Annotated in this window: 13 protein-coding genes and 1 pseudogene; 6 read left to right on the top strand and 8 right to left on the bottom strand. The window is 53.8% G+C overall.

Features of this window, described 5'->3' with window-relative positions; all coding sequences use genetic code 11:
• Positions 1–6: 6 nt before the first annotated feature.
• On the bottom strand, positions 7–2,055 hold the full coding sequence (locus CHH28_RS06345; protein WP_094059519.1) for a TonB-dependent receptor plug domain-containing protein: 2,049 nt from the start codon (positions 2,053–2,055) through the stop codon (positions 7–9).
• A 147-nt stretch (positions 2,056–2,202) separates the two neighbouring features.
• Here CHH28_RS06345 and CHH28_RS06340 point away from each other — a divergent pair, with 147 nt between their 5' ends.
• From CHH28_RS06340 to CHH28_RS06325, 4 genes are all read left to right on the top strand, one after another.
• Positions 2,203–2,463, top strand: coding sequence for a hypothetical protein (locus CHH28_RS06340; protein ID WP_094059518.1), 261 nt, complete (start codon positions 2,203–2,205; stop codon positions 2,461–2,463).
• Positions 2,456–2,833 carry a hypothetical protein gene (locus CHH28_RS06335; RefSeq protein WP_094059517.1) on the top strand — a complete coding sequence of 126 codons (378 nt, stop codon included), beginning with the start codon at positions 2,456–2,458 and terminating at the stop codon, positions 2,831–2,833. The genes CHH28_RS06340 and CHH28_RS06335 overlap by 8 nt, the downstream gene beginning before the upstream one ends.
• Before the next feature lie 338 nt (positions 2,834–3,171).
• Positions 3,172–3,627, top strand: coding sequence for a hypothetical protein (locus CHH28_RS06330; protein ID WP_094059516.1), 456 nt, complete (start codon positions 3,172–3,174; stop codon positions 3,625–3,627).
• Positions 3,628–3,781: 154 nt separating this feature from the next.
• Positions 3,782–4,309: a flavodoxin gene (locus CHH28_RS06325; RefSeq protein ID WP_094059515.1), complete on the top strand. Its 528-nt coding sequence runs from the start codon at positions 3,782–3,784 to the stop codon at positions 4,307–4,309.
• Between the two features lie 226 nt (positions 4,310–4,535).
• On the opposite strand, the gene CHH28_RS06320 is transcribed toward CHH28_RS06325, so the two are convergent.
• Complete coding sequence (locus CHH28_RS06320) at positions 4,536–5,042, bottom strand: hypothetical protein (RefSeq protein ID WP_094059514.1); 507 nt, start codon at positions 5,040–5,042, stop codon at positions 4,536–4,538.
• Between the two features lie 51 nt (positions 5,043–5,093).
• Between CHH28_RS06320 and CHH28_RS20550 the strand changes: the two genes are divergently transcribed.
• Positions 5,094–5,477, top strand: a complete 384-nt coding sequence (locus tag CHH28_RS20550) for a transposase (protein ID WP_094058567.1) — start codon at positions 5,094–5,096, stop codon at positions 5,475–5,477.
• Positions 5,444–5,872, top strand: a pseudogene (locus CHH28_RS06310) (IS5 family transposase); the annotation flags it as partial. The gene CHH28_RS20550 and the pseudogene CHH28_RS06310, both read left to right, overlap by 34 nt.
• A 147-nt stretch (positions 5,873–6,019) precedes the next feature.
• Here the strand turns inward: CHH28_RS06310 and CHH28_RS06305 are convergent.
• The 6 genes from CHH28_RS06305 to CHH28_RS06280 form a co-directional block, all read right to left on the bottom strand.
• The gene (locus tag CHH28_RS06305) at positions 6,020–6,421 is read right to left on the bottom strand and encodes a hypothetical protein (RefSeq protein WP_094059513.1); all 402 of its coding nucleotides are present in this window, start codon (positions 6,419–6,421) and stop codon (positions 6,020–6,022) included.
• Between the two features lies 1 nt (position 6,422).
• On the bottom strand, positions 6,423–7,334 hold the full coding sequence (locus CHH28_RS06300; protein WP_094059512.1) for an Imm49 family immunity protein: 912 nt from the start codon (positions 7,332–7,334) through the stop codon (positions 6,423–6,425).
• 683 nt (positions 7,335–8,017) lie between these two features.
• Complete coding sequence (locus CHH28_RS06295) at positions 8,018–8,626, bottom strand: YitT family protein (protein WP_233243769.1); 609 nt, start codon at positions 8,624–8,626, stop codon at positions 8,018–8,020.
• Between the two features lie 181 nt (positions 8,627–8,807).
• Positions 8,808–10,139, bottom strand: a complete 1,332-nt coding sequence (locus CHH28_RS06290; RefSeq protein WP_094059511.1) for an NAD-dependent succinate-semialdehyde dehydrogenase — start codon at positions 10,137–10,139, stop codon at positions 8,808–8,810.
• Between the two features lie 187 nt (positions 10,140–10,326).
• Complete coding sequence (locus CHH28_RS06285) at positions 10,327–10,839, bottom strand: NUDIX domain-containing protein (protein ID WP_094059510.1); 513 nt, start codon at positions 10,837–10,839, stop codon at positions 10,327–10,329.
• A 57-nt stretch (positions 10,840–10,896) separates the two neighbouring features.
• A complete protein-coding gene (locus CHH28_RS06280; protein ID WP_094059509.1) occupies positions 10,897–11,886 on the bottom strand; it encodes a CobW family GTP-binding protein in 990 nt (329 codons plus the stop codon).
• Positions 11,887–11,900: the final 14 nt, after the last annotated feature.

Genomic DNA, 11,900 nt, shown 5'->3' with positions numbered 1-11,900 from the left:
CGCTCCTTAGAATGTCAGGGATACGCCGAGGTAAGGCTTACGCCCATACACCGGGCGACGATCCGCCGGCTCGCCCGGGTCTCGCACGCTATCCGTGAGGTTGTTGATGCCGCCGTACAAGCGGAACTGTTCAGAAAACTGGTATTCGCCTTTTACATCCCAACGCAACAGCGCTGGTGATTGCGCCTGATACGCCTCATTGACGGTGGTGTAGAGGCCGCGCTGCCAATCGGCGGTCAGGGTCAATTGCCAGGCGTTGGCAATGTCGAATAGCCACATGCCTTTGATGTGATGACGGGCGCGGTTAATCAGCGGTAAGTCGGTGCTTAAGTCACGGGCGTCCAAAAAGCCATAGGACAAGCGCTGCTGCAGAAACGCCCACAGTTGTTGCTGGGTCGACAGCTCCAACCCACGAGTCAGTGCGCGGGCGTAATTGCGGTACTGGTAAATCGCCACCTGACCTTGGTCGATGCGCTCGCCGGTGTCGTCGGCTTCGATCAAGTCGCGTATTTGGTTGTGAAATGCCGACAGTTCCAGCTGCCAGCGACGTCCGTCGGTCAGACTGAGGGAGGTCTGAATGCTGCGCGACTGTTCCGGCTCTAACTCGGCGTTGCCCAGCACCATGTAGCCGTTGATGCTGTGATCAAACAGGTAATAGCGGTTCTTCAGGTTCGGCACCCGGTAGCCGGTGCCAATGGAGTTGCGCCATTGCAACTGCCAGTCGCCCAACTCGATGTGGCTGCGTGCCGCCAAGTTGACGCTGCTGTGGCCGCCAAAGTCACTGTCGTGCTGGAAACGCACCCCAGGCGACCATTCCATCCAGTGGCTGGTGGGCAACGTCAGCTGTGCAAACGCTTCGGTATTGTGGCGCCGCTCCAGCGGCACTTCATTGACATCGATGCGATACAAACCCGACGCCAAAGGGGTGACCGTGGCGTTATCGCCAGCGCTGTCGGTGAGGCTGATCTGCCGCTTGTGCTGCTCGATTTGCTCGCCAAACCACTCCACACCCATCACCACATTGGCCAAACCTCCGCCCCAGCTGCTGGGTGTGTAGCTCCACTGGTTAGAGAGCTTGTGCTGTTGGTAATCGGTGTCGCGCAGCAGGTTGCCCGCTGGCATGCTGGCGTCGTTATTGAGTTGATCAGCTTGGTCGTTTTGCCGCTCATGCAACGCGGTTAGCGCCCACAAGCCCCCCGCCAATGCTTGCTCCAGCTCAGCGCTGGCACGCCAGCGGCTTAACTCCTCTTGTTTACTGCCATGGGCGCCGCCTTTGGTGTAACGACGCAGTTCGCTGTCTTCGAAAAAGTGATCCAGATTCAGGCCCCAGTAGCCATCATCGCCGCGCTGCAGCAGTGCTACCCCTATGTTGGCTTTGGTGCCAGCGTAACCATCGGTGCTGTAGGTATCGTCGTTCAGATCGTAACCATCGGATTGGCGCCAATCGCCGCTAAGGCGCGTGTCCACGCTGCCCAGGCGCCAGCCTGAAGACAGCGCCAGATGGCGCTCGCCGGGCCAATCTTGCTGCTCGACTTGGCGCTCACCATAGCTGCCGACATCGGCGCGCAAACGAGTAAAGTTGCCTTGCGGTTGGCGGGTAATGATGTTCACTACCCCGCCCATGGCGGCGCTGCCGTACAAGGCCGAGGCCGCACCTGGGATGACTTCGATATGGTCGATGTCCAGCGCCGACAGCTGCGACACATCCACTGTTGAGCCCGTGGTTGCCGATACCGGCATGCCGTCCACCAGAATCAATACACGATCGCCGTTGAACCCCTGCATGTAGACTTCTTCACCGGTTTTACCGTGTATCTCACGCAGCTGAATGCCAGGAATCACGCGCAACGCATCGCGAATATCGGTGGCATGTAAGCGTTGAATGGTGGCGCGATCGAGCAGTTGCGTGCGCACTGGCGTGTCGGCCAACGGTTGCTCTTGCCGACTGGCAGTCACCACCACATGGCTCAAGTTAAAGGCATCGTCGGCCTGCGTTGGCAAAGCAATAACGGCCGCGACAGCCAACGGCCAGAGACGCCAAGTAACACCTTTCATGCACCACACCAATTACGAATAATTCTCAGTCGCGACGCAATCCTACACAAACGATAATCATTAGCAATAAGTTTAATGTAAAGAGGTGCCGCTCTAGCGCCTCTGGTATGCTTGCCCAAACTCTCAACAATGAGCTGCAGGAGCACCATGAGCTGGCGAAGCTGGTTGCGACGACGTGCCTATCAGGACCGCGCGAATTTGCGCTTGTTTGTCATCGGCGCCTGTGCGTTTTTTGCTGGCATGGGCATGGTGGTGATGGCCAATCGCTGGCTATTGCCATCGCTGCTGCAAGAATTGCTGGTGCTGTTGGGTCTGCTGCTCGCCACTGTGGGCGGTGCCGTGGCCCTGCTCGGCTACTTGGCCCTGGCTCTGTTACGTGTACTGCGGATGATGGAAAAAAATGACTGAACGCTTCCCCGACCTGGAAATCTATTTGCTCAAACCCGACAGCAGTGCCATCGAGCAATGGCTGAAGACGTGTTTTCCGCAACTGCAAACCTTGCAGCAAGGCGAGCGTTGCCATTGGCGCGCTGATACCGACCAGGGGCAGATGGACATCTTTCTTAACCCGCAGGCGGAAAAAAACTTCGCCAGTTTGTGGTTTAAGCAAAACCGCACTCCGTGGGCCAACGATCTCGACTGTGCTCGCCAAGCGCATGCCGCACTGCAAATTGAAGTACGCTGCTCTGCCGCTGGCTGGCAAGAAGGCGAGCAAGAGGACGATTCCGGCTGGATCAAACTGATTCGAGGCGAAGAAAAGCCATTGGTGTGGCGCTAAAACCGCGCTCCTCCGTCTGCATGGCAGCTCTCTATGCTGCCGTGCTGTCCACTTCTGCCATCCAGTGCGGCACTCGTTCCAACTCCAACCCGTGACCATCCATGCTGGCATCGCGCCAGCGCAGACAACTTGTGCTGATGTAGAAACTCAAACACTCAAACACTGCGGCTTGAGCATGATCGTGGGCCGAGTCTGCCTCTATTAAATCTGTGCCTATACCGCTTACTGCCGTGCCGCCAGCTCATACCGATGACGTATTTCAGCGATCGATAGATTTTTTTCTTGCAAACGATAATGATTCTCAATAATGTATTCTCATTCGTTACGGGGATACTCTCATGGCTGCTCAATCGCCGACTGCAAATATTCTGACCTTTCCGCTGGCTGCGCCTACTCAACGCGCCGATAGAAAGCCACAAGCACAAGCCTCAGATAGCCCACAACAGCGCTTTGAACAGCTTGAACAGCGTATTCGCCAGTTTCGTGGCGACACCGTTCATCAACAGTGGCTGGATGCCTACCTGGATCAAGGCCTGGAGCTGGCCTGCCGCGCTGGCCAACGTGAATTGTGGGCATTGCAAGAAAGCTGGCTGCATCGAATGTACCGAGCACTGCGCGATACCGGGCTGGACCTAAAGGCCAGCACCCCCTGGCGAGCGGCCTGCCTCGAAGCGCTATACCAACCATTTTTTGCCCTGCGACATTTGCCCAGAGGCCAACATGACCCGCGCTGTGGCCAGCGTTTGCATGTGATTTTGCGCGACTTTGCAGTGATCTCGCGGCATCTGGTGTAGCCGACACCAATAACTCAGCCCGCGGAGAAAAGTTCTCCCTCGCGGGCACACCGAATGGGACTGAGGGTGTGCAAGGACGCATTTAACTCAGACAGCAACTTAAACAGTTATTCAGACAGCTAGTCACATAACAGCGCACACAGTCGAGGACGTTATGCCACGCATCGGTTTGATTTACGGTACAGACACCGGCAATACAGAAGAAGTCGCCTTTAAACTGCAAGAGCGCATTGAGTGGGCCGCCGTCGATGTATTTGATGTCGCCAACTGTTCGCCCGAGCACATGCAAAATTATGACTTATTAATACTGGGCATTCCCACCTGGGATTTTGGTGGCCTGCAGGCCGACTGGGAAGAGTTCTGGCCATTATTGGAAGACATGAGCTTTGCCGGTAAAACCGTCGCGTTATTCGGCCTAGGCGACCAGTTTGGCTATGGCCATTACTTTCTCGATGCTCTGGGGATGTTGCACGATGCGGTACGCGATCGCGGCGCCAATATTATTGGCCACTACTCCACCGTCGGTTTTGATTTTGAAGCCTCCAAAGCACTGACCGAGGATGGCCAACATTTTGTTGGATTAGGGCTGGATGAAGACCAGCAAATGGAGCTGACAGATCAACGCATCAGTGAGTGGATTAACCAGCTGCAGCAGGAGCTGCAATTAGCGGATTGTGCCTAAGTACAGTTAGCGAATTGTGCCTGAGTGCTATTAGCGGGTAATGAGAGCATTCATAGTCTGACTACCAAACTAAGCTGCAAAGCTACGCCCCTGTATCGCGCCAGCAAGCTTAGAGCGAATTAGCTGGGCAGAGTTTTTCCGGCGCGAGATAAAAACATCACCAGCAGCAACTATTCAGCAGCCAATTTCCACACTGAAAAGACCAAAGCGTATAATTCACAATCGGCTAGAAGTCATACTGCTCACATTCCTCTTTTGAAGCCATCACAGCCCTACGCCTTTGTTTTCCAAGCCAAACATTAGCGCGACCAAGGGCTGTTTTTCTTTCTGGGGTATTGACAACCAAGGCTTTGATCTCTGAAGAATAGTCACCGGTCTCGTATATTCCTGCTCCTGAATATAATGTAAAGCAGGAAGTTAAAATCATAAACTCGCGATCATTCTGCCCCTGCTTGATCAAATCTTTTTCATCAGCAGAAATTAAAAGAGATTGATACTGATAAGCAGTCCAATAACTGGCTCGAAACAGCTGATGATTCTCTCCATAGAGTTCATATAAACCATGTTCCACTTCATCGCGTACGCCATTGCCATCGGTATCAATGCCTTCGATGGTTTCACGAGCAGCAAAAAACTTAGGCTTAGGCGGCAATTTCTGCGCGTCGATTTCTTTAATGGTCAGGGTATGGCGGCTGGTATCGCTGGCAACTAATTCTACTAGAAGCTGTTTCATAACCTTCAGTCCGATATAATAATCAAAACTATCAGCTTCAACTCCTCCACCATGAAACGTTCAACCTCAGAACTGACCGACCAACAGTGGGCACACATTGAGCCTTGTTTACCCAGCCTGCCTCGTGGCAAAGGGGGTCCCAAACCTATCAGCAATCGAGCCTGTTTCGAGGGCATTTTATGGGTCTTACGTTCAGGTGCGCGCTGGCGTGATCTACCCGAGCGCTATCCTTCACCGAGTACCTGCTGGCGCCGCCTTCAGTACTGGGAAGAGCAAGGTGCATGGGTCAAAGCCTGGCGTAAGCTTCTTCGCGTTCTGGATCAACAGTCGCGGTTAAATTGGGAAGAATCGTTTTCTGATGGTAGTTTTGCACCCGCAAAAAAAGGGGCCTCGGTGTTGGAAAAACCAAGCGTGGTAAGGGGTCGAAGTGGATGATAGTCGTCGATGGCGAAGGCATTCCAATCGGGCTGACACTTGGCTCAGCGTCACCGGCGGAGGTCAATCTGATTGAGGCTTTGTTAAATGTTTCCTATGGCAAGAGCAAGGTGAAGCGTTTGATTTACGATAAAGCGGCAGACTCTGATCCTCTGCGAATGGCGTTAAAGAAACGGGGCGTTGATCTCATTTGTCCACATCGTCGAAACAGGAGAAAAGCGCCGCTGCAAGATGGTAGAAAGCTGAGAAGGTACGACCGTCGCTGGAAAGTAGAGCGCACTTTTGCTTGGCTTGGAAATTATCGGCGATTAGTGGTTCGATGGGAAAGAAAGCTCTCAATGTATCGAGCCTTCTTTCACGCCGCCTGCATGATGATCGTGCTAAAGAAGTTGTGAAACAGCTTCTAATCAAAGTAGGCAAGATAAATGGACATGGCACGACTATCGATCAAACCTTAGTCCCACCGACATGTATTCTCAGGATAATCAAACTCCTGGCTTCGCAAACCTGCCCCTATCGGGAACGCCTGCATACCACGTGCCCTATTTACCTGCCTGGCGTCTATGGTAACTGACAAACTCGCGGTTTATTTCGTTTAAACCCGCTGCGATGTCGTTTAGATGGCGGGTTAAATACTCGGCCACGGCGTCTTTATTGGGGTTAAAGCGCTGAATATTGAGCTTGTACAGCTCGTACACCGTAGGGGCTAGTTGCTGCAAAATCAGCGTTGGGCTTTCGGCTTTTAGCATGTAGTGCAGATATAAATTAATGTGCTGCATCTGCTCTTCGAGGCTAACGCTATTTAATAATGCCAGCTCATCATCAGCCGAGTTCAGCGCGGTCAAGCGCTCGCTAACCAACTCAGCATCCAGCTGCTCAGGCGAGCGGCTTTCACCGTACCAGCAGTCGGCGAAATAGTTAGGAAAACGTTGCATTATGCTCATATTATTTCTCCAAAGGGTTACGAGTCCGTACAGGAAAATTAAGCCGCAAGCTGTCGTCGGCCAACGGCGGCAATTGGGACCAATACTGATGTTCCACCAGCCACTGGGGGATATAACGGTTTTCGACGGTCACGCGATAACCCAAGCGGTCGTAGGCCAAGGCTGCCAGGCCCATTAATGGAACTGAAATGGCCGTTTTTGGCACCGCTGAATCCGGATAGGCGTTGTAGTGATGCTGATGCTTTAACAGGGCATTTTCAATAGCCTGATTAAAACGCTGCTCACCTTCAGCGAAAGCAATCGTAGCAATGACATCCAGTTGTGGAATATACAGGTCTCTGACGACCTCTTCCCAAACATTACCGCCTTCTAACGTACTTGGGCTATTTATTGCCATCAGCAAATCGTCACGCACATCTTGCTGTAAATGTAGCGCTCTATATAGCCGAGAAAAATCAGACACTACGGTATCAAAAGTACGGTTGGCTTCTATCACTTGATCTAGATCGCAGCCAACTAGATAGTCTTGGGCTGTGCTGTTTCGTGTTATCCAGCTGGTTATCAATGCAAATGAATAGTTATAGGGCGTTGTATTCGCACTGCGCGCATCCCCATAGACAGTATGAGTTTGATCATCAAGCTCAAACGCCATTGCTTCACCATGATGCAAGGATGACTGATAAAGACCAAGATAGAACTGCTGAAGTCGTCGAGCGGCATAGAATGACAAAACCTGCTCACTCTCATAGCAATAGCATGCTAAATAGTCCGCATAACCATCAACCATCCTAGAGCAGAACCTTCCAAAAAATGGCAACTTTTTGCCTTCAGCCTTTAAGTGCCTGTCGATACCAACCTCAAGGCCTGGAAGACTTTTTTCACATTGTTCTTTCGTAATCGATGCTTCAATCATTTACAGTGCTCTACATATAATTCAATAACGAGCTAGCCACCATTGAGTGGCCATCTTCACTTAGCTGGCCGTTTAACCAGAGCGTACCCAACACGGATCGTATCTCAGCTTGCTAGGACCTAGCTGACTACTATCACCCTAGCTTTCACAACCACCAGAGTACCGCCTTTACTGCGGCAAACCTATCAATTGTGCCTTTTCACCATTACCCATCAAGTTGTCGCATGTACTGGTGTTTGTAGTCAGAACTTCAATTAGTTCGCCGCGACTGCGTTGCTGTTCTGATGCGTTGCTAGGCTGGCTTGAATAGCAGCGCGCCTTTTCCTAACCAGTGGCTGTTTAGACTCTGCATGCCTTTTTGAGTGTGACCTACAGGTTGAGCTCTTTGTCGTTCACAAGAAATGTCAGCGCGCTTATTGAGCACATTTTACTGAACACCTCTTCCAGCACTGTTTAACAACAGCGAGTAGTGGTAGTTAGATTTGGCTACCGCCCAGGTTGGCCAAAAAGCATCAGAGTGAGAGTTAAAAACAGACAGCAACGAAATAGCAAATTAGCAAAATGGATATTTATGTTGCAGCGGGGCCGAGTTGCAGGCGAGGTGTTCTGAAATAGTTTAGTGAGATGTCCGCAAGATGATCAGCCAGCTGCTGGCAATGTAGCAGCTGGCTGATGCTGGCCGATCAGGTGATCTGATAGCGGCCGGGTTTATGGTTCATCGCAATCACCACGTTCAGTGCTGCGGCACCCAAAACCGACAGCGCCAAAATCCACGGTGATACCAGAAAGAACCCGATGCCCACAATGCAGGCATCCAGCAACATTTGAATGCGTCCAGCATTCCAACCATAACGGTCTTGCAGGTACAGGCACAAAATCCCAATGCCTCCGAGGCTGGCGTTGTGGCGAAACAGCACCAGCATGCCAACCCCCACCAACGAGCCGCCCAAAATGGCGGCCAATACCGGCTCTACATGCGGTAGCTGAATCACCCTATGGGAGTAATCGCTCATCACCGACACCGCCGCAACGGCCAAAAACGTGTTAAAGGTGAAGCGTTTGCCCATGCGTTTGAATGCCAGCCAGTAGAACGGCACGTTAATCACAAACAAAATCTGACCAAAGCTCACGCTGGTGGTTAACTTTGATACCACCAGCGATAGGCCGACGATACCGCCAGTCAGAAAGCCACCCGCTTTAAAAAATACCAGCCCCAATACCACGAACAAACTGCCCGTAATCATGGCGATGATGTCTTCCAGCAGGGTGTGTTTTGCAGTTGATGTCTCCACTAAAAGCCTCTGTCACAGTTGAACGGCGCCACTATAGGGGATTGGCCGTGTCAGTCACAGTGGAGTTTGCAGGCGGTTGCTGTCTGACTTGACATTGCTCCCGACGGCGCGCCCGAAGTGCGCTGTTATGCACTCTTTCGACAGGCAAGTGCCCCGTTGGGAGCAATCAGAGCTTGGTGGCTCAGCGGTCAATGATTAAGGTTTTCATATTGGTGAATTCGCGCATGCCGTATTGCGCCAGCTCACGGCCATAACCGGACTGCTTGGTCCCACCAAAGGGCAAGCGCTGGTCGCTGCGCACCATGCCATTAACCACCACACAACCGGCGACGATGTGATGCGCCATCGCCCTTGCCTCTTGCTCCGGCCCCCAAACACTGGCGCCGAGGCCAAAACGCGTGGCATTGGCGATGCGTACCGCGTCTTGATCATCCTGGGCACGAATCATCGCCGCCACTGGGCCAAACAGCTCCTGTTCATAGGCCGGGCAACCGGTCGGCACCTGATCGAGCACGGTTGCCGGGTAGTCGGCGTAGCCACTGCCCGCATAACCACCGAGCAGCCTGGTTGCACCGGCGGCCACACTGTCGTCCACTTGCTGTTGCAGCTGATCGCGTAAATCGCGGCGCGCCATGGGCGCCAGTTGCAATGATTTGGCGTGTTGAACAAAGGCGGCGATAAAGGCATCCGCCACCTTGGGATGAAGAATAAAACGCTTGGCCGCGATGCACACTTGGCCAGCATTCATAAAGCGCGACTTCACCGCCGTGGTGGCGGCTTGCTCAACATCGGCGCCGTCGAGTACCACAAACGCATCCGAGCCACCGAGTTCCAGCACGCTCTTTTTTAGCGCCTTGCCAGCACTGGCAGCCACGGAACGCCCAGCGCGCTCACTGCCGGTTAACGTCACCGCTGCGATGCGATCGTCGGCAATCACTTGTGCGCAGGTTTCGTTATCGATAAACAGGTTGCTGAACACCGCCTCGGGAAAACCCGCCTCAACAAACAAGGTTTGCAGCATGTCGGCACAGCGGGGCACATTTTCCGCGTGCTTCAGCGCCAAGGTGTTGCCCGCCATCAAGGTCGGCGCAGCACAGCGCATCACCTGCCAAATAGGAAAATTCCACGGCATGATCGCCAGCACGGTACCAATCGGTTCAAAGTGCAGATACGCATCACTGGGGCTGGCGGGCAGTGACTCAGGGGCGAGCATGTCTAACGCCTGTTTGGCATAGTACTCACACACCTGCGCCGATTTTTCGATTTCGGCCTCCGCTTCAGAGGTTTTTTTGCCCATCTCTGCGGTCATGATGCCCGCCAACGAAGATTGCTGCAGTCGCAGCTGCTGCGCCAACGCCATGAGATAGGCGCCGCGCTGGCTGACGCTGAGCGCCGACCACTGACGATTCGCTGCTGGCAAAGCTTGCAGTCGCTCTTCTAACGACTGTTCATCAAGGTAGGGTTGTTGCCACTCACATTCGCCGGTGGCCGGATTGATGCTTTGATAGCTCATGTGGGTTCGTCCTTAAAGAGTCTCAATGCTGTGCAGGAGAGCTTAGTGCCATTTCAACGCAGACTGACCAGCTTGGGGTAGAAATTAGTTCTTACTGCGGCCTAAGCACTAAGGCCTAAGCGCTGCGGTCCTGACCTTGATGAGCCATGCCTCGATGAACCATGCACTCGCTTAGCCACGCACGCGATCAATCATCTACGGCCGCTGAGCGTTGCTGCAACCACTGGCTCACGATACGCCCGGTGGCCGACGACCAACCCTTCAGGCTGTCCAGCGGTATGATCTTGTAGTCGTCCAGCTCGTTGTCATCGAGCACGATGTCACCTTCGGCATACACGTGAAAGCCGATGATCAGCTGGTTAAATATATCCCCGGAGGTGCCAACGCCATCAAACACCTCAAAGCCAATAAACTGCGCCTGTTGCGCCTGCAACCCCAGCTCTTCGGCGGTTTCCCGCAATGCACACAACTGCGGGTGTTCACCGCGCTCAAGAAAACCGGTAATCACACTGAAGCGGCCTTGCGGCCAAGCCTTGTTGTGCGCCAGCACCACGCCCTGCGGCGTTTCCACCACCACCGCCACCACGGGTGTGGGGTTATCCCAGAAGACGTAACCGCAGTCGTCTTCACAAGCGAGGCGATTGAATTCGTCAATGATGGTGTTCTTCAGGCTGGCTTTGCATTGCGGGCAATACTGCATCGGATTCTCCTTTGTCAGACCGCCAGCATGACGCTGGCGACAGCCTCAAGCAAGGAGCTACTGACGATGGCCGATGAGCGCCAGTAACTGTTGCTCCAGCTGTGCTTCATCCAATGGTTGATCGGCGATGATTTCCAAGCGACTCTCATCCAGCGCCCGCGTCGGCATTTCGCTGGCAATGCCATCGCGCATGTTGATCACCATCGGTCCTTGGTCGGTTAACAGCAGCGCCTTTAGGCGCACCACATCCAATTGCGCAACCCAATCGCGCAGACCATCGAGCGAAAACTGCTGTTGCTCATTAAACAGCCAGCCAACGGAAAAGTGCCCTTGCCCTTGATTGCTAAAGCGCCGCCAAGGCTCGCCCGGCGCTAGGGCCAAAGGCGCCTGTACGTCTGTTGCAGGGCTTTCGTGAGCGTGGGCGTGTGGATGAATCGCCAAGCGGTCGGCATCGACCGGCAGCAACAACAGTTGTGGTTCCAGCTGGCCATGAGTTAGCCATTCAGAGGCGGCCTTGGCCGGTTGTGAGCGCGCAATAAAGTCGTCAAAACACTGCCGGTCGGCATCGGTGGCAAAGTCGGTTTTATTGGCCACCACTACATCCGCCAGCTGCAGTTGGTCGATAAAGGCTTGGTGCTCCAGGTAGCGCGGCTGCGACAGATGGCGAGGGTCCACCAAGCAGACATTGGCGCCCAGTTCGAGCACGTCTTGGTAGTGCTCATTGCGCAGGGTTTCTAACACTTGTCGCGGGTGGCCGAGCCCAGTGGGCTCGATCAGCAGCACATCCGGCTGTTCGCGACTGATCAGCCAGTTCAGGCCCATCTGAAACGGCAAGCCAGACACACAGCACAAACAGCCGCCTGGCACTTCTCGCACCACCGCGCCCTGGCCGGCCAGAATGGCGCCGTCGACCCCAACTTCGCCAAACTCATTGACCAGCACCGCCCACTTTTCATCCGCTGGCTTGTGCTGCAGCAAATGCAAAATAGCGGTGGTTTTCCCCACGCCGAGAAACCCGGTAATCAGGTGTGTGCGGACGCGTGCCATGCTTTGCTCTCCAG

It is taken from the genome of Bacterioplanes sanyensis (assembly GCF_002237535.1).
GTDB lineage: Bacteria > Pseudomonadota > Gammaproteobacteria > Pseudomonadales > Oceanobacteraceae > Bacterioplanes > Bacterioplanes sanyensis_A.
This window is presented reverse-complemented; position numbering and strand designations above follow the sequence as displayed.

Excerpts from the sequence above, each read along its gene's own strand:
- CHH28_RS06345 (WP_094059519.1), bottom strand. The coding sequence starts at position 2,055 with ATGAAAGGTGTTACTTGGCGTCTCTGGCCGTTGGCTGTCGCGGCCGTT.
- CHH28_RS06340 (WP_094059518.1), top strand. The coding sequence starts at position 2,203 with ATGAGCTGGCGAAGCTGGTTGCGACGACGTGCCTATCAGGACCGCGCG.
- CHH28_RS06335 (WP_094059517.1), top strand. The coding sequence starts at position 2,456 with ATGACTGAACGCTTCCCCGACCTGGAAATCTATTTGCTCAAACCCGAC.
- CHH28_RS06330 (WP_094059516.1), top strand. The coding sequence starts at position 3,172 with ATGGCTGCTCAATCGCCGACTGCAAATATTCTGACCTTTCCGCTGGCT.
- CHH28_RS06325 (WP_094059515.1), top strand. The coding sequence starts at position 3,782 with ATGCCACGCATCGGTTTGATTTACGGTACAGACACCGGCAATACAGAA.
- CHH28_RS06320 (WP_094059514.1), bottom strand. The coding sequence starts at position 5,042 with ATGAAACAGCTTCTAGTAGAATTAGTTGCCAGCGATACCAGCCGCCAT.
- CHH28_RS20550 (WP_094058567.1), top strand. The coding sequence starts at position 5,094 with ATGAAACGTTCAACCTCAGAACTGACCGACCAACAGTGGGCACACATT.
- CHH28_RS06305 (WP_094059513.1), bottom strand. The coding sequence starts at position 6,421 with ATGAGCATAATGCAACGTTTTCCTAACTATTTCGCCGACTGCTGGTAC.
- CHH28_RS06300 (WP_094059512.1), bottom strand. The coding sequence starts at position 7,334 with ATGATTGAAGCATCGATTACGAAAGAACAATGTGAAAAAAGTCTTCCA.
- CHH28_RS06290 (WP_094059511.1), bottom strand. The coding sequence starts at position 10,139 with ATGAGCTATCAAAGCATCAATCCGGCCACCGGCGAATGTGAGTGGCAA.
- CHH28_RS06285 (WP_094059510.1), bottom strand. The coding sequence starts at position 10,839 with ATGCAGTATTGCCCGCAATGCAAAGCCAGCCTGAAGAACACCATCATT.
- CHH28_RS06280 (WP_094059509.1), bottom strand. The coding sequence starts at position 11,886 with ATGGCACGCGTCCGCACACACCTGATTACCGGGTTTCTCGGCGTGGGG.